Source organism: Janthinobacterium sp. C22 (assembly GCF_057919405.1).
In genome coordinates, this window is the sequence record NZ_CP193659.1 from 577713 (window position 1) to 598226 (window position 20514).

General features: G+C 64.8%; 15 protein-coding genes and 2 pseudogenes. 4 read left to right on the forward strand and 13 right to left on the reverse strand.

From position 1 onward, the window contains the following. Positions 1-44 precede the first annotated feature (44 nt). The 11 genes and pseudogenes from araD to ACRHIG_RS02675 form a co-directional block, all read right to left on the reverse strand. Positions 45-1775 carry an L-arabinonate dehydratase gene (gene araD, locus ACRHIG_RS02625; protein WP_489629286.1) on the reverse strand — a complete coding sequence of 577 codons (1731 nt, stop codon included), beginning with the start codon at positions 1773-1775 and terminating at the stop codon, positions 45-47. Beyond that, positions 1772-2083, reverse strand: coding sequence for a hypothetical protein (locus ACRHIG_RS02630; protein ID WP_489629287.1), 312 nt, complete (start codon positions 2081-2083; stop codon positions 1772-1774). The genes araD and ACRHIG_RS02630 overlap by 4 nt, the downstream gene beginning before the upstream one ends. Further along, the gene (locus ACRHIG_RS02635) at positions 2043-2783 is read right to left on the reverse strand and encodes a 2-dehydro-3-deoxygalactonokinase (RefSeq protein WP_489629288.1); all 741 of its coding nucleotides are present in this window, start codon (positions 2781-2783) and stop codon (positions 2043-2045) included. Before ACRHIG_RS02635 ends, ACRHIG_RS02630 begins: the two co-directional genes overlap by 41 nt. An 83-nt stretch (positions 2784-2866) precedes the next feature. Next, positions 2867-3640, reverse strand: coding sequence for an aldose epimerase family protein (locus tag ACRHIG_RS02640; RefSeq protein ID WP_489629289.1), 774 nt, complete (start codon positions 3638-3640; stop codon positions 2867-2869). Then, a complete protein-coding gene (locus tag ACRHIG_RS02645) occupies positions 3637-4836 on the reverse strand; it encodes a XylR family transcriptional regulator (protein ID WP_489629290.1) in 1200 nt (399 codons plus the stop codon). Before ACRHIG_RS02645 ends, ACRHIG_RS02640 begins: the two co-directional genes overlap by 4 nt. 67 nt (positions 4837-4903) lie before the next feature. Next, a complete protein-coding gene (locus tag ACRHIG_RS02650) occupies positions 4904-6046 on the reverse strand; it encodes a sugar ABC transporter permease (protein ID WP_077398401.1) in 1143 nt (380 codons plus the stop codon). Next, the gene (gene xylG / locus ACRHIG_RS02655; protein WP_489629291.1) at positions 6043-7626 is read right to left on the reverse strand and encodes a D-xylose ABC transporter ATP-binding protein; all 1584 of its coding nucleotides are present in this window, start codon (positions 7624-7626) and stop codon (positions 6043-6045) included. The genes ACRHIG_RS02650 and xylG overlap by 4 nt, the downstream gene beginning before the upstream one ends. Positions 7627-7700: 74 nt before the next feature. Further along, positions 7701-8675 carry a D-xylose ABC transporter substrate-binding protein gene (xylF, locus tag ACRHIG_RS02660; RefSeq protein ID WP_099377905.1) on the reverse strand — a complete coding sequence of 325 codons (975 nt, stop codon included), beginning with the start codon at positions 8673-8675 and terminating at the stop codon, positions 7701-7703. A 125-nt stretch (positions 8676-8800) separates the two neighbouring features. Continuing rightward, positions 8801-10587 (reverse strand): annotated as a pseudogene (locus ACRHIG_RS02665) (IlvD/Edd family dehydratase). Further along, a pseudogene (gene xylB / locus ACRHIG_RS02670) lies at positions 10584-11350 on the reverse strand (D-xylose 1-dehydrogenase). Before xylB ends, ACRHIG_RS02665 begins: the two co-directional pseudogenes overlap by 4 nt. Positions 11351-11375: 25 nt before the next feature. Further along, positions 11376-12536: a fumarylacetoacetate hydrolase family protein gene (locus ACRHIG_RS02675; protein WP_489629292.1), complete on the reverse strand. Its 1161-nt coding sequence runs from the start codon at positions 12534-12536 to the stop codon at positions 11376-11378. Between the two features lie 428 nt (positions 12537-12964). Here ACRHIG_RS02675 and chvE point away from each other — a divergent pair, with 428 nt between their 5' ends. From chvE to mmsB, 3 genes are all read left to right on the forward strand, one after another. Continuing rightward, the gene (gene chvE, locus ACRHIG_RS02680) at positions 12965-13987 is read left to right on the forward strand and encodes a multiple monosaccharide ABC transporter substrate-binding protein (protein ID WP_489630729.1); all 1023 of its coding nucleotides are present in this window, start codon (positions 12965-12967) and stop codon (positions 13985-13987) included. Positions 13988-14100: 113 nt separating this feature from the next. After that, positions 14101-15642: a multiple monosaccharide ABC transporter ATP-binding protein gene (gene mmsA / locus ACRHIG_RS02685; protein ID WP_489629293.1), complete on the forward strand. Its 1542-nt coding sequence runs from the start codon at positions 14101-14103 to the stop codon at positions 15640-15642. Next, positions 15632-16849, forward strand: a complete 1218-nt coding sequence (gene mmsB / locus ACRHIG_RS02690; protein WP_489629294.1) for a multiple monosaccharide ABC transporter permease — start codon at positions 15632-15634, stop codon at positions 16847-16849. Before mmsA ends, mmsB begins: the two co-directional genes overlap by 11 nt. A gap of 63 nt (positions 16850-16912) precedes the next feature. On the opposite strand, the gene ACRHIG_RS02695 is transcribed toward mmsB, so the two are convergent. Both ACRHIG_RS02695 and ACRHIG_RS02700 read right to left on the reverse strand, forming a co-directional pair. After that, positions 16913-18544: an NAD(P)-binding protein gene (locus ACRHIG_RS02695; protein ID WP_489629295.1), complete on the reverse strand. Its 1632-nt coding sequence runs from the start codon at positions 18542-18544 to the stop codon at positions 16913-16915. Beyond that, the gene (locus tag ACRHIG_RS02700; protein WP_489629296.1) at positions 18544-20055 is read right to left on the reverse strand and encodes a polyamine aminopropyltransferase; all 1512 of its coding nucleotides are present in this window, start codon (positions 20053-20055) and stop codon (positions 18544-18546) included. The genes ACRHIG_RS02695 and ACRHIG_RS02700 overlap by 1 nt, the downstream gene beginning before the upstream one ends. A gap of 58 nt (positions 20056-20113) precedes the next feature. Here ACRHIG_RS02700 and ACRHIG_RS02705 point away from each other — a divergent pair, with 58 nt between their 5' ends. Beyond that, positions 20114-20500 carry a DUF350 domain-containing protein gene (locus ACRHIG_RS02705; RefSeq protein ID WP_070288892.1) on the forward strand — a complete coding sequence of 129 codons (387 nt, stop codon included), beginning with the start codon at positions 20114-20116 and terminating at the stop codon, positions 20498-20500. Positions 20501-20514 lie beyond the last annotated feature (14 nt).

The window sequence follows — 20514 nt, forward strand, 5'->3', positions numbered from 1 at the left end:
CGAGGCCGCAAATGACGGCGCGCAGCAGGTTTGATCGTGCGTTATCAATGTGACTCGCGCGGCACGGCCGAACCACGGCAGCCGACGAGGAAATCGAGGTCCGCGCCTTCGTCGGCCTGCGTCACGTGCTTGATGTACATGGACTGGTAGCCGCCCTTCATGGCCGGCTCGGGGGCGCGCCATTCTGCGCGCCGGCGCGCCAGCTCGGTCTCGTCGACGTCCAGGTGCAAGCGCCGTCCCGCCACGTCCAGCTCGATCATGTCGCCGTCGCGCACCAGCGCCAGCGGCCCGCCCACGGCCGCTTCCGGCGCCACGTGCAGCACCACCGTGCCGTAGGCCGTGCCGCTCATGCGCGCGTCCGAGATGCGCACCATGTCGCGCACGCCCTGCTCCAGCAGTTTTTTCGGTAATCCCATATTGCCCACTTCAGCCATGCCAGGGTAGCCCTGCGGGCCGCAATTTTGCAGCACCATCACGCAGCTGGCATCGATATCGAGCGCGGGATCGTCGACGCGCTTTTTATAGTGCTCGATGCTGTTGAAGACGACGGCGCGGCCACGGTGCTGCATCAGTTCCGGCGAGGCGGCGGAAGGCTTGATGACGGCGCCGCGCGGGGCCAGGTTGCCCTGCAGGATGGCGATGCCGCCCTCGTCCTTGAATGGCTGCGCCAGCGGGGTGATCACCTCGGGATTGAAATTTTCCGCCTCGGCCACGTTGACGGCCATGCTGGCGCCCGTGACGGTGAGCGCCCCGCCATGCAGTTTGCCCAGCAGGTCGCGGATGATCACGGGCAAGCCGCCCGCATAGTAAAAGTCTTCCATCAGGTACTGGCCCGACGGCATCAGGTTGAGCAGGCAGGGAATCTCACGGCCCAGGCGGTCCCAGTCGCCCAGGCGCATGTCCACGCCGATGCGCCCGGCAATGGCCAGCAGGTGGATCACGGCATTGGTCGAGCCGCCGATGGCGCCGTTGACCATGATGGCGTTTTCAAACGCTTCACGCGTGAGGATTTGCGACAGCTTCAGGTCTTCATGCACCATGTCGACGATGCGCCGGCCCGTCAGCTGCGCCTGCAGCTTGCGGCGCGCATCGACGGCGGGAATGGCCGCGTTGCCGGGCAGGGTCACGCCCAGCGCCTCGACCATGCTGGCCATGGTGGAGGCCGTGCCCATGGTCATGCAGTGGCCGGCGGAACGCGACATGCACGATTCAGCCTGCTTGAATTCGTTTGAGGTCATGCGCCCGGCGCGCACGTCTTCGGAAAACTTCCACACGTCCGTGCCCGAGCCGATCGGCTTGCCCCGGTAATTCCCATTCAACATGGGGCCGCCCGACAGCACGATGGTGGGCAAGTCCACGCTGGCCGCGCCCATCAGCAGGGCCGGGGTGGTCTTGTCGCAGCCCGTCAGCAGCACCACGCCGTCGATGGGGTTGGCGCGGATCGATTCTTCCACATCCATGCTGGCCAAGTTACGGAACAGCATGGCCGTCGGGCGCAGATTCGTCTCGCCCAGCGACATGACGGGAAATTCGACGGGAAAGCCGCCCGCTTCGAGCACGCCGCGCTTGACCATCTCGGCCAGGTCGCGGAAATGGCCATTGCAGGGCGTCAGTTCGGACCAGGTATTGCAGATGCCGATGACGGGACGGCCATCGAAAGCGTCGCTGGGATAGCCCTGATTCTTCATCCAGCTGCGGTGAATGAAACTGTCCTTGTCGTCGCCGCCAAACCACGCTTGCGAACGCAAGGGACGCTTGTTCTTGTTGCTGCTCATACTGTCTCCTGCGGGGAAATCAAGCCGCGCGCGGCGGCGATCAGCAGCGCACCGTGACCGGCCAGATTGGCCTGCTGCTGGTCGTCGACGATGATGCGCTTGCCATAAAAAAATCCATGTTCTTCGATCAGCAGCCCGAGCGCCTGGCGCAGCATGGGCTTGCCGGTAATGACGAGCGGCGTATCGGGCCGCATCTGGATGGCAGTGCTGTTGCGCAGCGCCAGCAGGTCGCCGCTGAGGACGGCGCCCATCAGGAAATTGGCCCGTTCATTGCATTCGATGGCGCTGAACTGGCCCAGGGTGCGCACGCTGAAGCAGGCGCGCGCCAGCCCGTTTTTGCGCCGCAGCCGCGCCGGCCAGCAGCATTTTCGGCACCAGGGTCTGCGCAAAACCGCCATCGACCGATTGCTTGATCAGGGTGTGCTGCGTGATCGCCTGCAGCAATTCCCCAGCGATGGTGGTGCTGCAGCCGAGGATGCGGCGCTGCTCGTCGACGCTGATCAGTTTGGTATGCGAGCCGGGCATGATCAGGGTCGCCGCGCCCCGCAACTGCAGGCGCTCGAGCAGCGCGACGACTTCCGTCTCTTCGCCGCGCATCATGTCCATCGCTTCGACGTTATGCAGGCCGACGGCGCCATGCTGGTTGCGCACGCCGGGAATCAGCCACAGGGGCTGCGCCAGCACGTCGGGCAAGTCCACCGCCTGCATGCCTTGCGCCAGCTGCGCCAGGCCGGCCGGCGCCGGCAGATGCGGCACTTCCTGCAAGCCCATGGGCGAAGTGATCATGCCAGACGCCAGCGCCAGGTCCACGGCCGACGGCGCGATGCCCGCGCTGGCCAGCACGCTGGCGATGGTGTCGCGCAGCGCCTGTTTCAGCGCACCGTTATGGCCATCGATGGCGGTATTGCGCACGCCCGTTTCCAGCTGCGCCTGGGCGACGACGGCGCCGGCGCGCCACAGCAAGGTACGCGTATTGGTGGTGCCGGCATCGATGGTGAGTATGTTCATGGCAGGTTGGCAGCGTCGGTAAGGGCAAAAATAAATGAGGGAAAAACTACCCCATGGTAGAACTGCCCCGCATATCTGACCAATCACTTATTTGACATCATTGATACCGGTTCGGATATGTCAAACGCATCGATATCCTGCACGCCCAAACGGTAGGCGAGCTGGAACCGCCTCACCTGTCCCGGCTGCAATTGCACGCCCTGCGCCAGCAGGGAAAAACAGCGCGCATCGGAATACAGATGACAGCTGTCCTGGGTGCTGGAAAAACGCAGGACCCGGCCGGAAGCGGGGTCGGCAACCTGCGCCGCCTCGCGCAGCTGGCCGCTGCCCGTCCAGTAAAAGTCATGCCGGAATCCCGCCGATTGCGCCAGCGCGGGCCAGGCCAGGCGCGACGTGAGCGGCGCCGGCTGGCGGAAGTCAAACGCGCTGCCCGCCACGTCGAGCGCAGCGTCGCCCGCGCAGCCGCCGGGCCAAGGCCGGTAACGGTCCGCGGCCAGGCGCAGCACATGGTCGCCCACGGCGGCGCGGCCGCCCTGCAGGTTGAAGCGGGGCGCGGCAAGCGCAAAACGGGAAACCGTATCGGCCGTGGCGGCGCAGTCGAGGTGCAGGCTGCCATCGTCGTCAAGCCGGTAGGCCAGGTGCACCGACAGGCCGTCGTGCGCCAGGTGCAGCAGCAAGCGGCCGTCGTCCGGCGGCGCGCACTGCCAGCCCGCAGGCGCACGCGCCGCAGGGGGCGCCGCGCCCAGCACATCGGCCAGGCGGCCATAACGGTCGGGCGCCCACCAGGCCCGCACGCTGGCATCGTGCACGTCGATGGCCACGCGCATGCCGCGCGCATTGCGCAGCAGATGCATCATGGCGCCTGCCCGGGGGCTGGCGGCGGCCGGCTGCGCTGCTGGAATTCGCGCGGCGTGCAGCCGAGTTCGCGCTTGAAGACGGCGTGCATGTACTGCACCGTGGTAAAGCCGCAACGCACGGCCACCTCGGCCACCTGCCCCGGCCCGCGCGCCAGCAGGGTCTTGGCCGCATCGAGCTTGAAATGCAGGATCTCGTCGTGCACGCTGCGCCCCAGTTCATGGCGGAAGTGCGCTTCGAGCGAGGAACGCGACACGCCCACGTAATCGGCCACCTGCTCCGTCTTGATGCCCTGGCAGGCGTACTGGCGGATGAAATGGCGCGCCTGCATCACCTGCGGATGCTGGAAGGGCTGGTGGCGCGTGGAGGCGAGCACGTTCAGGCCCGCCGGCGGCACCAGGATGCGCGTGCCGGACAGGCGCGCGCCGTTCAACATCTGGTGCAGCAGATGCGCGGCCGTGCGGCCCATTTCCTCGGTGCCCTGGATCACGGAGCTCAAGGGAATGCGCGTGAGCATGCGCGCCAGCGGGTCGTTGTCGATGCCGATCAGGGCAACTTGCTCCGGCACGGCGATACCCGCGTGCATGCACGCCTGCAGCAGCTGGCGCGCGCGCGCATCGCTGACGGCGATGATGCCGACGGGTTTTTCCAGGCTGTTGAGCCAGGCTATCTGCTGCTCCACCGCCTCGTCCCAAGACGGCGCGCTGGTGGCCACGCCCCGGTACACGTCGGCGCGCATGTGGTCGCGCTCCATCAGGGCGCAAAACGCCGTTTCGCGCTCCTGGGCCCAGCGGTTGACATCCGCCTCGGGCAGGCTGAAACAGGCAAAGCGGCTCAGGCCCGCTTCCACCAGGTGTTCATAGGCCAGCTTGACGATCTTGAAATTATCGGTCGCCACGTACGGGATGCCGGCAGGGTAATCCTCGGCGTGCGCATACGAGCCGCCCACGGCCACCACGGGCAGGCGGCTGTGCGCCAGCGCCGCGCAGACGGCGGGATCGTCGAAATCGGCGATGATGCCGTCGCCCTGCCAGCGTTCGATACCGGGCAGGCGACAGCGGAAATCCTCTTCCAGGAACAGGTCCCACGACACGCGCGTGGTGTTCAGGTAGGCGGCGATGCCCGCGATGATGTCACGGTCGTAGATTTTGTTCCCGTTAAACAGCAGCGCGATCCGGTGCGCGGTCGGTAACTTCATGCTGGCGTCTCCTCCATGTGGCGGCCGGGACGTATTTTCGCCCCTGGCTGCCGGTCACGCATCGGTCTTACCGGCGTCCCGCCCTTGTACTGACATCGACCCAGACGGCGAGGGTGAGGATACTGCCTTTCACGATCATCTGCCAGTAGGTGTCCACGTCCAGCATGGACATGCCGTTATCGAGGCTGGCCATCACCAGCGCGCCGATCAGGGCGCCGTACACGGTGCCCGAGCCGCCGCGCATCGAGGTGCCGCCGATGAAGCAGGCGGCGATGGCGTCGAGTTCGCTGAAGGTGCCGGCGGACGGCGAACCGGCCGCCAGGCGGCCCGTGTTGATCAGGCCAGCCAATGCGCACATCAGGCCCATGATGCCGAAGATCCACAGCTTGACGGCTTTCACGTTGATGCCGGACAGGCGCGTCGCTTCCATATTGCTGCCGACAGCGTAGATGCGGCGGCCGAACACGGTCTGGCTGGTGATGTAGCTGAACAGCCCCAGCAAGGCCAGCAGCAGCAGAACGGGCAGCGGAATGCCTTCATAGCCGTTCAGGGTCTGCACGAAGGCATACAGCACGGCGCCGATGACGGCCAGGCGCAAGCCGTCGGCCCAGGGCGCCGTCTGCGGCAAGCCGTGCTGGGCGCGGCTGGCGCGCGCGCGCCACGTCAGAAAGGCGGCCAGCAGGAACAGGCCGATGCCCAGCACGACGCCGGGCACCGCGGGCAGGTAACCCTGTCCCAGATAGACCATCGGCTCGGAGACGGGGGCGATCGTGATGCCGCCCGTGATGCCCAGCAGGATGCCGCGGTACGCCAGCATGCCGCCCAGTCCCACGATGAAGGACGGGATGCCGCGGTACGCCGTCAGGTAGCCATTCAAGAGGCCGATCACCAGGCCGCAGCCCAGCACCGCCATCAGGTTCAGCGCCAGCGGCCAGTGCTGCGTGACGTCCAGCACGGCGGCGATGCCGCCGAGTAGCCCCAGCAGGGAGCCGATCGACAGGTCGATCTCGCCGGCGATAATCACCAGCACCATGCCGCAGGCGAGGATGCCGGTGACGGACATCTGGCGCAGCAGATTCGACAGGTTGCGCGGCGTGAGGAAGCTGCCCTGCGTTTTCCATGAAAAGAAGGCCCAGATCAGCGCCACGGCGATCAGCAGGGCCAGCATCTTGTATTGGGTGAACAGCTGTTTGATACTGTGCGGTTTCATGCTGCGGCTTCCTTGTTTGCGGTGTTGGCGGCGGGCGCCGGGCGCTGGTCCAGCGCCGCCGCCAGCACGGTTTCCTGGCTCAGGCCATCGTTGATAAAGTCGCCGCGCAGGCGGCCTTCGCCCATCACCAGCACGCGGTCGGACACGCCCAGCACTTCGGCCAGCTCCGACGAGACCATGATGATGGCCACGCCCCGGTCGGCCAGCGCCAGCATCAGTTTGTAGATTTCATATTTGGCGCCCACGTCCACGCCGCGCGTGGGTTCGTCGAGGATCAGCACGCGCGGGCGCGTCAGCAGCATCTTGGCCAGCACGGCCTTTTGCTGGTTGCCGCCCGACAGGCTCGTAATGGGCAGCGACGGGCTGGCCGCCTTCAGTTCCAGCTGGGCGATCTCGCCGCGCACGGCCGTCAATTCCGCCTCGCCATCGATGCGCGTGGCACGCGCGAATTGCTCCAGCACAGCCAGGGTGATGTTCTGCCCCACGTCCAGATCCGGCACGATGCCGTGATGCTTGCGGTCTTCCGGCACCATGGCCAGGCCCATGGCGATGGCCTTTTGCGGCGACGAAGTGTCGATGCGGCGGCCATCGAGCCACACTTCGGCCTGGCACGGCCCCTGGTAGGCGCCGAACAGGGCCGAGACGAGTTCCGTGCGCCCCGCCCCCACCAGGCCGGCGATGCCGAGTATCTCGCCACGGCGCAGGGTGAACGACACATCGTCGACCCGCTTGCGCTGCGGGTTGTCGGCATCGATGCAGCTCACGTGGCGTGCCTCGAACAGCACTTCGCCGATGGCCGCAGGCGCATTGTTCCCCACTGCGCGCTGCGGATACAGCTGGCACATTTCGCGGCCCACCATCTGCGCAATGATGCGTTCCACGTTCATCTGCGCCATCGGCGTGGTGGCGATATGCTTGCCGTCGCGGATGACGACGATGGTGTCGCAGATGGCCGCCACCTCATCGAGCTTGTGCGAAATGTAGATGCAGGTGACGCCCTTGGCTTTCAGCGCGCGCAGGATATCGAGCAGCACGGCGATTTCCGACGCCGTCAGCGACGACGACGGCTCGTCGAGGATCAGCAGGCGCGCATTCTTGTTGAGCGCCTTGGCGATTTCCACCAGCTGCTGGTGGCCGCCGCCATAGTTCATGACCGGCATCGCCACGTTCAGCTCAGGTATCTTCAGTTCGCGCAGCAGCTCGTCGGCGCGCTTGTACATGGCCGCGTAATGCATGCGCCCGCCGGGCAGGGTGAGCTCGCGGCCCATGAAGATATTCTCGGCCACGGACAGCTGCGGCACCAGCATCAGTTCCTGGTGGATGATGATGATGCCCGCGTCTTCCGTGTCGCGGATCGATTGCGCGCGCAGGGGCTGGCCATCCCACAGGATCTCGCCGTCCCAGGTGCCGTGCGGGTACACGCCGGACAGCACCTTCATCAGGGTCGACTTGCCGGCACCATTCTCGCCGCACAAGCCGATGCACTCGCCGGCCCGCACCTGCAGGTCGATGCCGTCGAGCGCGCGGACACCGCCAAATTGTTTGACGATGCCTTTCATTTCAAGCAGATATTCAGACATCTGAGCTCACATTTATTGACCAGGAAGGAGGCGTAGGTCGGGTTAGCGCGCAGCGCGTAACCCGACACCAGCACTTAATTACCCAGCTGCGCCTTGGTATAGAAACCGTCGTCGACGAGAATATTCACATTCGCCTTGGTCAAGGGCGTGGGTTTGAGCAGCACCGTGCTGACTTTTTTCAGGCCGTTGTCATAGCTGGAGTTGTAGGCGGGCTTTTCATTGCGCGCCAGTTGCACGGCCAGCTTGGCCGCTTCGGCGGCGATGGTTTTCAGGGGTTTGTAGACGGTCATCGATTGCGTGCCGGCGATGACGCGCTTGACCGCCGCCAGGTCGGCGTCCTGGCCCGAGACCGGCACCTTGCCGGCCAGTTTTTGCGCGGCCAGGGCCTGGATGGCGCCGCCGGCCGTGCCGTCGTTCGAGGCGACGATGGCGTCGATCTTGTTGCCGTTGGCCGTCAGCGCGTTTTCCACGATGGACAGCGCTTCGGTGGCGCTCCAGTCCTTCACCCACTGCTGGCCGACGATCTTGATATCGCCCTTGTCGATGAACGGTTTGAGCACCTTCATCTGGCCTTCGCGCAGCATCTTGGCGTTGTTGTCGGTCGGCGAACCGCCCAGCAAATAGTAATTGCCCTTCGGCTGCAGCTTGGTCACGCCTTCGGCCTGCATCTCGCCCACTTTCTCGTTGTCGAACGAGATATACGCATCGATATCGGCGTTCAGGATCAGGCGGTCATACGACAACACCTTGATGCCGGCCTTTTTCGCTTCCTTGACGGTGTTGTTGAGCACCGTGGCGTTGAACGGCACGATCACCAGCACGTCCACGCCGCGCGAGATCAGGTTTTCGATCTGCGAAATCTGGCGCTGTTCGCTGGCGTCGGCCGACTGTACGAAGACCTTGGCGCCCTGCTTTTCGGCGGCGGCGATGAAGAAGTCGCGGTCGCGCGTCCAGCGCTCGACGCGCAAGTCATCGATGGAAAAGCCGATCTTCGGGTTTTTCGCATCGGCCAGGGCGGCGCTGCTGCTCAATGCCAGCATGGCGGTCATGATGGCTGCACTGATGATCTTGTTCATTACGTGTCTCCTTGTTGGATTTTTTAACTACATTTTTTAACTGCGGGGTACTTCTACAATCACGTCGGGTTACGCGCGGAGCGCTAACCCGACCTACATCAATGGTTGTGGCGCGGCAGGGTCTGGCCCACGGCGCGGTATTTCAGCGCCAGCTCCATGCAGGCACCCGTTTCCAGCTGGCCCACGCTGGCGCGGTAGATTTCCTGCCACGGCGTGGCGCTGTCGTTGACGGGTGGCGGCAGTTCCATGGCGCGGCGCGCCAGTTCCTGTGCCTCGACCAGCATGTCGCACTGCCCCCGTTCAGGTCCACGCGGATGATGTCGCCCGTGCGCAGCAGCGCCAGGCCGCCGCCGACGGCGCTTTCCGGCGACGCGTTCAGGATCGAGGGGCTGTCCGAGGTGCCCGACTGGCGCCCGTCGCCCAGGGTCGGCAGGTTCAGAATGCCGGCCTTGAGCAGCGCGTCGGGCGGCTGCATGTTGACCACTTCGGCCGAACCGGGCCAGCCCACGGGACCCGCGCCGCGCATGACCAGCATGCAGCTGTCGTCGATATTGAGCGCCGGGTCGTTGATGCGCGCGTGATAGTCGCTTGAACCGTCGAAAACGATGGCGCGCGCCTCGAACACGCCCTCGCTGCCGGGACGCGACAGGTAGCGCTCGCGGAAAGCGGGCGAGATCACGCTGGTCTTCATGATGGCGAAGTCGAACAGGTTGCCCCGCAAGGCCATGAAACCGGCCTTTTCCTTCAGCGGCGCGGCAAACGGGCGGATCATCTCGCGGTCCGCGCTCTCCCGGCCTTGCAAGTTGGCCGCCATGCTCTGGCCCGTGACCGTCAAGCGGTCCGCGTGCAGCAGGCCCGCCTGCTGCAGCTCCCACATCACGGCAGGCACGCCGCCGGCGCGGTGGAAGCGCTCGCCCAGATACTTCCCGGCCGGCTGCATGTTCAACAGCAGCGGCACGTCGTAGCCGTGCGCCATCCAGTCGCTCGAGTGCAATGCCACGCCCGCATGGCGCGCCATGGCCATCAGGTGCGGCTGGGCGTTGGTGGAGCCGCCGATGGCCGCGTTGACGATGATGGCGTCCAAAAATGCCTCGCGCGTGAGGATGCGCGACGGGCGCACGTCGTCATGCGCCATGCCGACGATGCGGCGCCCCGTTGCATAGGCGATCTGGCCCCGTTCGCGGTACGGCGCGGGAATGGCCGAGCAGCCCGTCAGGGACATGCCCAGCGCCTCGGCCAGCGCATTCATGGTCGATGCCGTGCCCATGGTGTTGCAGTGGCCGGCCGACGGCGCCGAGGCGGCGGCGATCTGCAGGAATTTGTCGTTGTCGATCACGCCGGCGGACAGCTGGCGGCGGCCCTTCCAGATGGCCGCGCCGGAACCGACCAGTTCACCGTCCATCCAGCCGTCGAGCATGGGCCCGCCCGACAGCACGATGGCAGGAATGTCCACCGTGGCCGCCGCCATCAATTGCGCCGGCGTGGTCTTGTCGCAGCCCGTCGTCAGCACCACGGCGTCGATCGGGTAGCCATGCAGGATCTCCACCAGGCCCAGATACGCGAGGTTGCGGTCCAGCGCGGCCGTGGGACGGCGGCAGTTCTCGAAGATCGGGTGCAGCGGGAATTCCATCGGGATGCCGCCCGCGTCGCGGATGCCGTCGCGCACGCGCTGGGCCAGTTCCAGGTGGATGCGGTTGCAGGGACTGATGTCGCTGCCGCTTTGCGCGATGCCGATGATGGGCCGGCCCGAACGCAGCTCCTCGGCCGTGATGCCGTAGTTCATGAAGCGCTCGAGGTACAGCGCCGTCATGTCGATGTGGTCGGGATTGTCGAACCAGTCCTGCGAGCGGAAGCGCCGCGCCTGGCGGTTGCCTGGGGTACTCATGCGCCGTACCAGCCTGCGTCGACATAGTATTCGCGTCCCGCGCACTTGGCCGCATTGTCCGACGCGAGGAACAGCGCCAGCGCCGCCACGTCTTCCGGCTCCACGCGCAGCTGCAGGCATTGTCCCTGCAGGATCACGGCTTCCGCTTCCGGCGTATGCCACAGCCGCTCCTGGCGCGGCGTGCGCACGGCGCCGGGAATGATGCAGTTGACGCGGATGCCGTCGCCCCCAGGTCGCGCGCCAGGCCGCGCGTCAGGCCCTCGATGCCGGCCTTGGCCGTCATGTAGATCGACAGGTTCGCCTGCGCCAGGTGCCAGGAAATCGAGCCCAGGTTGAGGATCACGCCGCTGCCCTTGGCGCGCATGGCGGGCGCCACTGCCTGGGCGCAGAAATACTGGTGGCGCAGGTTGACGGCCATGCGCTCGTCCCAGTAGGCGGGCGTGACGTCCTGCAACTGGTGGCGGTCGTCATTGGCCGCGTTGTTGACGAGGATATCCGTGGCGCCCGCGCTGTGTTCGATCTCGGCGAAGGTGGCGGCCAGGGCCGCCAGGTCCGTCAGGTCGCAATAGCGGAAAACGGGCGGCTGCGGCAGGTGGGCCAGCCTTTCCTGCAGCGCCAGCGACGCCTCGCGGGCGATGTCGAGAAAGGTGACGCGGGCGCCCTGGCGGGCGAACGCCTCGACGATGGCCACGCCGATGCCGGTGCCGCCGCCCGTGATGACGACGCGTTTATCAGTCAGGCTGGGATAGGTTGCATGCTGCATGGTGTCTCTCTTTTCAAAAATCGGATCAAAGCAAACCGCGGCGGGCCAGGTTCTGGTACAGCGCGCGCACGCCGAACGTCCAGGGGGCAATCGCATCGCAGCGCTGCACTTCGTTGACCAGCGCGCCCAGCGCGGCGCTGGCAATCGTCACGCGGTCGCCCAGGTGGTGCGTGAAGCCGCCGCCCTGCGCGCCGCGGTCCTTCACGGGCGAGAACATGGTCCCCAGGAACAGCATGAAGCCGTCCGGATACTGGTGATACTGGCCTGCCGTCTGGCGCACCAGGTCGAGCGGGTCGCGGCTGATCTCGCGCATGAAGCTGGCGCCTTCGAGCACAAAGCCGTCGACCGCGCCCTCGATCAGCAGCGACACTTCCGCCTGGCGCACGGTGTCGAGCGTGAAGTGTTCGTCGAATAGGCGGATGAAGGGGCCGATGGCGCAGGAGCCGTTGTTATCCTTGGCCTTGCCCAGCAAGAGGGCGCTGCGCCCTTCGATGTCGCGCAGGTTGACGTCGTTGCCCAGGGTCGCCCCCAGCACCTCGCCACGGCTGTTGACGGCCAGGACGATCTCCGGCTCCGGGTTGTTCCAGGCCGACGATGGCAGCAAGCCCACCTGCGCGCCGCAACCCACCGACGACATCGGCTGCGCCTTGGTAAACACTTCCGCATCGGGGCCGATGCCCACTTCCATGTATTGCGACCAGGCGCCGCGCTGCTGCAGCTGCTGTTTCAGGCGCTGCGCCGCGTCCGAGCCCGGTTTCAATGCGGACAGGTCGCCGCCCAGCGTCGTTTGCAGGGCAGTGCGCAGGCTCGCCGCGCGTGCCGCGTCGCCGCCCGCCTGTTCCTCGATCACCCGTTCCAGCAGGCTGACGGCGAAGGTCACGCCGCAGGCCTTCACGGCCTGCAGGTCGCACGGCGCCAGCAGCAAAGGCTCGCCGGCAGGCGCGGCCAGCGCCTGCGCCAGCAGCGCCTGCACGGAGCCGAGCGCGATGCCGGGCGCATGGCGGGCGATATCGAGCGCATCGCTGCGTTCGAACAGCTCGGCCACCGTCGCCACCGTCTGCGTGATGTCGACCACCTCGCCGCCGCGCACGGCGACGACGCAGGGGCCGTCACGCCAGATACGGCCGATGAGGAGAGCCTGCGCCAGGTCGGCGGGCAACAGGGAGGCGGGGGAAATCGGCTGCATGGCAAGCTTTCAAAAGGTCGTGACGGGATGGCTGGTCTTCAAGTCCGGACCGATTCTGCGCGCCGCCCTGTGTCGCCGCAATTACGAAAATCACCAAATTGAATGATGATTATTGGTATTGCAGTGCACCAAAAAAGCCGCCGCCCGTCCTCCGCTCCCGCCCTGTCCGCAGGCGGGAAGGGGCGCTATGGCGCATCGCATCAATTGGCCTATCGATATCGTTTTGGATATCGGCTATGCGAAAAAAGTGATTGGTGAGGGATGGATGGACAAACTAGTATCAGCCGTGGCCCGCAATCGGCCATCCGCACGGAGCCCGCCCGCTGGACGACGGCCCTGGCACATTCAACTATCGAAGACGGTGGAGACCTGAAATGAAAACAACAATGAAAATGCTGACCGCGAGCCTGGCGCTGGCCATCTCCGGCATGGCGGTAATGCCCATGGCAAGCGCCGCCGACAAGGGCGCGATCGGCATCTCGATGCCGACCAAGTCGTCCATGCGCTGGATCGCCGACGGCGACAACATGGTCAAGGTATTCAAGGAGCGCGGCTACAAGACGGACCTGCAGTTTGCCGACGACGATATCCCGAACCAGCTGGCGCAGGTGGAAAACATGATCACCAAGGGCGCCAAGGTGCTGGTGATCGCCGCCATCGACGGCACCACCTTGTCGAACGTGCTGCAAAAGGCGGCCGACAAGGGCATCAAGGTCATTTCGTATGACCGTCTGATCCGTGGCACGAAAAACATCGATTACTACGCCACCTTCGACAACTTCCAGGTCGGCGTGCTGCAAGCGGGCTATATCGAATCGGCGCTGAAACTCAAGGAAGGCAAGGGTCCGTTCAATATCGAACTGTTCGGCGGCTCGGCCGACGACAACAATGCGCACTTCTTCTACAACGGCGCGCTGTCGGTCCTGAAACCGTACATCGACAGCGGCAAGCTGGTGGTGCGCTCGAAGCAGATGGGCATGGAAAAGGTCGCCACCCTGCGCTGGGACGGCGCCGTGGCGCAGGCCCGCATGGACAACCTGCTCAGCGCCTACTACGGCAATGCGCGCGTCGACGCGGTGCTGTCGCCGTATGACGGCTTGAGCATCGGCATCCTGTCCTCGCTCAAGGGCGTCGGCTACGGCACGCCGAAACAGCCGTTCCCCGTCGTCACGGGCCAGGATGCGGAGATTCCGTCGGTGAAATCGATCATCCGCGGCGAACAGGCATCGACCGTGTTCAAGGACACGCGCGAACTGGCCAAGGTGACGGCCAACATGGTCGACGCGATGATGAGCGGCAAGACGCCGACCGTCAACGATACCAAGACCTATAACAACGGCGTGAAGGTCGTGCCGTCCTACCTGCTCAAACCCGTCACCGTCGACAAGGCGAACTGGAAGCAGGTGCTCGTCACCGGCAGCGGCTACTACACGGAAGCGCAAGTGAAATAAGCGTCCAAGGTACTGAAGGCCCGGCACTGCCGGGCCTTTCGCTTCACGCACGATCAAGAACAAGACTGCCGCACGACCGCTGCCCACCAGCGCGGCCGTGCCAGAGAGGTTATATGACGAACACTATCCTGGAAATGCGCGGGATACGCAAAACATTCCCGGGCGTCGTTGCGCTCGACAATGTCAACCTGCGGGTACGCAGCGGCGAGATCCACGCCATCGTCGGCGAAAACGGCGCCGGCAAATCGACCCTGATGAAAGTGCTGAGCGGCGTCTACGGCCATGGCAGCTATACGGGCGACATCGATTACCTGGGCCAGACGCGGCACTTCCGCGGCATCAAGGACAGCGAGGAAATCGGCATCATCATCATCCACCAGGAACTGGCGCTGGTGCCCCAGTTGTCGATCGCCGAGAATATCTTCCTCGGCAACGAACCGTCCCGCATGGGCGTCATCGACTGGGAATACGCGCAAGCGAAGACGCGCGAACTGCTGCAGAAAGTCGGGCTGAAGGAGTCCCCAGACACCCTGATCACCAACCTGGGCGTGGGCAAGCAGCAGCTGATCGAGATCGCCAAGGCGCTGTGCAAGGACGTCAAGCTCTTGATCCTCGACGAGCCGACGGCCAGCCTGAATGAAAGCGACAGCGCGGCCCTGCTCGACCTGCTGCTGGGCCTGAAAGCCCAGGGCATCGCCTCGATCCTGATTTCGCACAAGCTCAATGAAATTTCACGGGTCGCCGATGCCATCACGGTGCTGCGCGACGGGAACACGGTCGACAGTTTCGACTGCCGCACGGAGCCCGTCAGCGAAGACCGCATCATCGAAAAAATGGTCGGGCGCGAGATGGCGGACCGCTATCCGCCGCGCACGCCCACCATCGGCGAGACCATTTTCGAAGTACGCGACTGGCGCGTCTTCCATCCCGAGCATGCCGACCGCCCCGTCATCAAGGGCATCAATCTGCACGCGAAAAAGGGCGAGATCATCGGCATCGCGGGCTTGATGGGCTCCGGGCGCACGGAACTGGCGATGAGCCTGTTCGGCCGCGCCTACGGCCAGCGCATCAGCGGCACGGTGCTCAAGCATGGCCAGGAGATCGACGTCAGCACCATCGGCAAGGCGATCGCCCACGGCCTCGCGTATGTCACGGAAGACCGCAAGGGCCTGGGCCTGATCCTCGAGGAAGACATCCAGAAGAACACCAGCCTGGCCAACCTGGACGCGATTTCGCGGCACATGGTGATCGACGAGCAGCGTGAGTTCAGCGTGGCCGAGGAGTTCCGCCGCAAGCTCAAGACCCGTTGCTCGAGCGTGGCGCAGAAGGTGGTCAACCTGTCCGGCGGCAACCAGCAGAAGGTGGTGCTGGCGAAGTGGCTGTTTTCGCGCCCCGACGTGCTGATCCTCGATGAACCGAGCCGCGGCATCGACGTGGGCGCCAAGTACGAGATCTACAGCATCATCAGCGAGCTGGCCGCCGAAGGCAAATGCATCATCATGATTTCCTCGGAAATGCCGGAACTGCTGGGCATGTGCGACCGGATCTATGTCATGAACGAAGGCCGCTTCGCGGCAGAACTGAGCGCGGCAGAAGCATCGCAGGAGCGCATCATGCGCGCGATCGTTACACACGGAGAAAACAATGGACAATAAACTGACAGCGGGAGCGGCGGCAGGCACCACCCCCGGCACCGCGCCGCAAGCGAAAAGCTATGCCGGCTTTTTGAAGAACAATATGCGCGACTACGGCATGCTGCTCTCCCTGATCGTCATCATGGGCTTTTTCCAGTACATGACAGACGGCACCCTGATGCAGCCGCTGAACCTGACGAACCTGGTGCTGCAAAACAGCTACATCGTCATCATGGCGCTGGGCATGCTGATGGTCATCGTGGCCGGCCATATCGATTTGTCCGTCGGCTCGGTGGTGGGCTTCGTCGGCGCGCTGGCGGCGGTATTGATCGTCAACTACGAGATGAACTTTGTCGCCGCCAGCATCCTCTGCCTGCTGGCCGGCGCCGTCATCGGCGGCGCGCAAGGCTATTTCGTCGCCTTCTTTAAAATCCCGTCCTTCATCGTCACCCTGGCCGGCATGCTGGTCTTCAAGGGCCTGACCCTGGCGCTGCTGGCAGGCCAGTCGGTCGGCCCCTTCCCGGAAGGCTTCCAGATGCTCAGCTCGGGCTTCCTGCCCGACCCGTTCGGCGGCGACAACCTGCGCGGCTTCTCGCTGCTGCTGGGCGTGATCGCCGCCGTGGCACTGATCGTCACCTCGCTGCGCAGCCGCGCCAAGCAACTGAAACACGGCATGGAAAACGAGCCGCGCGCCTTCTTCCTGTTGAAAAACGGCGTGTTCGCTGCCGTGATGGTGTATTTCAGCTACCTGCTGGCGTCGTACCGCGGTTTCCCCAACGTGCTGGCCGTGATGTCGCTGCTCATCGTCGCCTACACCTTCATCACCAACCGCACCGTGCTGGGCCGCCGCGTGTACGCCGTGGGCGGCAATGAAAAGGCGGCGCGCCTGTCCGGCATCAAGACGGAACGGGTCAGCTTCTACACCTTCGTCAACATGGGCATGCTGGCCGCGCTGGCCGGCCTGATCTTCGCGGCGCGCCTGAACACGGCCACGCCGAAGGCGGGCACGGGTTTCGAGCTGGACGTGATCGCCGCCTGCTTCATCGGCGGCGCCTCGGCCTCGGGCGGCGTGGGCAAGGTGATGGGGGCCGTCATCGGCGCCTTCATCATGGGCGTGATGAACAACGGCATGTCCATCATGGGCATCGGCATCGATTACCAGCAGGTGATCAAGGGCCTGGTGCTGCTGGCGGCCGTGTTCATCGACGTGATTAATAAAAATAAATGAGAAGAACAAGGAAGCACAGGTTCGAGCCTTAGGGGGCTCTGGCCGGCGCTCGCGCCGGCCTTTTTATTTTGCCGCAAGGCGCGCCGCCCGATCCCCCCACCAGGCCGCCTCCTCGAACACGGAAAAGCCCGACAAATCCGCATGCGCGAACAGGATAGCGCCGTCGTGTTCGCGCAAGGCCTTCAAGCCCGCGTTGCTGCGAAATCCCGGCAAGGGCGCCGCCATGGCGTGGCCGCGCACGGTGATGTCGACGCGCTCGACGCAGCTGGCAAAATCGCGCCCATACGCCGTCTTTAAATCGACGCTGGCCAGCGCCAGCAGTTCTTCGGGGCTGGCCGTGTCGAGCCACTTGCGCGCTTGCTGCGGCGTGCGGTCGGACAGGGCCACGTAGGCGCTGAAGACGGTTTTCTCGGGCGGGCGCACGCGGATGTCCTGGTGCGTCGAGACGACATAGCCGAGGCCCGGTTCCTGGTACACCACGTTGTCCCAGCACAGGGGCGCATGCGGCAGTTCCTCGGGAAAGCGTTTCAGTAAAAAATTCGCCACCAGCCACGGCGCATACGCGGGCGTATCGCGCTGCGCGTCAAAGCCATAGTCGGCGATATTCTTCACCACGCGCGCCGCCACATACAGTGGCATGGCGCAAATGGCCTTGCGTGCCTTGACCAGGTAGGTGCGCGGCTGGCCGTCGACCAGTTCCAGGCACAGCGCTTCCACGCCGTTGGCCGTCGTCGTGAGGGAAACCACCGTGCCCGCATGGCGCCGGACCTTGGACGCCTGTTCCATGGCCTTGGCCACGGGCTGCATGCCGCCCGGCCAGGTCAGCCAGGCGCCGTTGCCCGCGTTGGCCGCCTGGCCCCAGCGGCTGCAGTAGTAATGCAGGCCGGCCCAGGCCGAGACCTGGTCGTAGCGCGTGCCGTAATCGTCGCGGCAGCAGTAGTTCAGGTACCAGTGCAGGGTGGGCGAGGTATAGCCTTCGCGCTCCATCCACTGCTTCAAGGTGATGGTGTCGAGCGCCTGCCAGGCCGGGTCTTGCGACGACGCCACGGTAGGAAAGACGAAGACGCGCTTGCCATCGTTGCCATGCGCCTGGCGCAGGCGCCGCACCTCGGCAAAGAAGCGTTCATGCTGCGCCAGTTCCGCAGGCGGCACGCCTTCGGTGGGAATGAAGCCGTCCTGCCAGTGGCCGTTGAACAGCAATCGCTCTTCCGGCGCATGCAGGATGTAGCGCTCGTCATAGTACGGCTTTTCCGCCATCGGATCGCGCTGGATAATGCCCAGGTCGAACAGGATCTCGCGCACATGGGTCGATTCGGGCGAAGGCAGCGGCAGGTAATGGCCGCCGGTCGGATAGGCCAGGTCGCCGAAGCGGCCGCCGGCCGCGTTGCCATACGGCTGCGGGCCGTCGATCATGAGAAAGTCCCTGTGCCCCAGCTTGTTCAGGCGCCAGGCGGCCGTCAGGCCCGCGATGCCGGAGCCGAGGATGGCCACGTCGGTCGTCAAGGTGCGTGCAGGCGGCGGCAGCGCCGTGCCCTCGCGCAGCAGCTTGCGCAAATAATGCCCCTCGCTGCGGCCCGGATACAGCACCCTGGGCGTGATTTCCTGCCAGCGCAGATACGCGGCGATGCTGCCGATGCCGGCGGCTGCCGCCGCGGTGCCGCCGGCGGCCCACAGCATGAAGGAGCGGCGCTGCATCAGCGGATCACCCGGTTCCAGTCCTGCTCGAATTCATGCACGAGCGACTGGGTATTCAAGCGGTTCGGCGCCATGGGCAGCGGCTGCATGTCGGGCGGGAAGATGAACATCTCGCGCGTGGTGTCCGCATTCAGGTAGCGCATCGGCAGGCGGTATTTCGTCGGCGGTGTGTAGTCGAGCTGGGGCGAGGCGAGGATAAAACCCCATTCGCCGAACGAGGGCACGTAGGCGTGGTAGGGCCAGGTGCGCATGCCCACTTCGCGCAGGGTCGAATTGATGGTCCAGTAGGCGTGCGGGGCAAAGAACGGCGACGTCGATTGCACCACCATCAAGCCCTTGGCCGCCAGGTGCTTTTTCACCAGGTCGTAGAACGGCACCGAGTACAGCTTGCCGAGCGCGAAGCTGGATGGATCGGGGAAATCGACGATGGCCGCGTCGAACATGTCGCCGTTGTTGCGCAGCCAGACGGCGGCATCGGCATTGACGACGGTGACGCGCTTGTCCGAGAACGCGTTGTTATTTAACTTTGCCAGTTCCGGGCGCGTGGTAAACGCGGCCGTCATGGCGGGATCGAGGTCGACCACGGTGACGTGTTCGACCTGTGGATAACGCAGGATTTCGCGCAGCGCCAGGCCATCGCCGCCGCCCAGCACCAGCACGCGGCGCGCCCACGGCAGCGCTTCGAGCACGGGGTGCACCAGCGCCTCGTGGTAGCGGTACTCGTCGCGCGAGGAAAACTGCAGGTTGCCGTTGATATACAGCCGCGTATCGTCCTTCCAGCGCGTGATCACCAGGCGCTGGTAGGGCGTGGTGGTGGAATACACGATCTGGTCGCCGAACAGGCCGTGCTCGCCCCAGGCCACCATACGGTCGGACATGGCAAAGCCGGCGACCAGCACCAGCATCACGGCGCAGGCGCGCAGGAAGCGCCCCGTCAAATTCTTCAGCTCCGCGCGGAACACCCAGATCGTCCACAGGCCCACGCCCACGTTGAGCATGCCGAACAAAAAGCCCGTGCGCACCAGCCCCAGGTAGGGCGACAGCACCAGCGGGAACAGCAGGGAGACGGCCAGCGCGCCCAGGTAATCGAAGGTAAGCACGCGGCTGACCAGTTCGGAAAACTCCGTCTGGCGCGAATTCAGGGCACGCATCACCAGCGGCACTTCCATGCCGACCAGTGCGCCGATCAGGAACACCATCACATACAATAAGGTCCGAAAGGGCGCGGCCATCCACGAAAACGTCATGAACAGGATGGCGGCCGACAGGCCGCCGATCAGGCCCACGGCCAGCTCGATGTCGACGAAGCGCGACAGCACGTCGTCGTCCCGCACATACTTGGAAAAGTGAGCGCCCACCCCCATGGCAAACAGGTAGCAGCCGATGATGGTGGAAAACTGCAGGATGGAGTCGCCGAGCAGGTAGCTGGACATGGCGCCGGCGATCAGTTCATACGCGAGGCCGCAGGAGGCGACCACGAAGACGGACAAAATCAGAATCTTTTTGTTCATTGGACTTTTTTGTTCTAATATGCGTTGACGTTATCAAATACTCATTGCGAGGAAAGCCGTGCCCGCCATCCTAAACTATCTGATCCATCTTATACTGGCCGCCGCGCTGCTGATTGCCTTTTTTATCATCTACACGCGCGTCACGCCGTATAACGAAGTGCTGTTGATCCGCCAGGGCAACCAGGCGGCGGCCCTGTCGCTGGGCGGCGCGCTGCTGGGCTTTTCCGCCACCATCGCCTCGTCCCTGATGCACACGGCCGACTACCAGCAATTCTTCGCCTGGGCCTTCGGCGCCATGGTGGTGCAATTGCTCGCCTATGTGGTCACCACGCGCCTGCTGCGCATGTCGAAGGACCAGATCGAATCGAACAACAGCGCCTTCGGCGGCCTGCTGGGCGCCATTTCGCTGTCGATCGGCGCCATCAACGCCGCCTGCATTTCCTGACACCGCTTTATCTT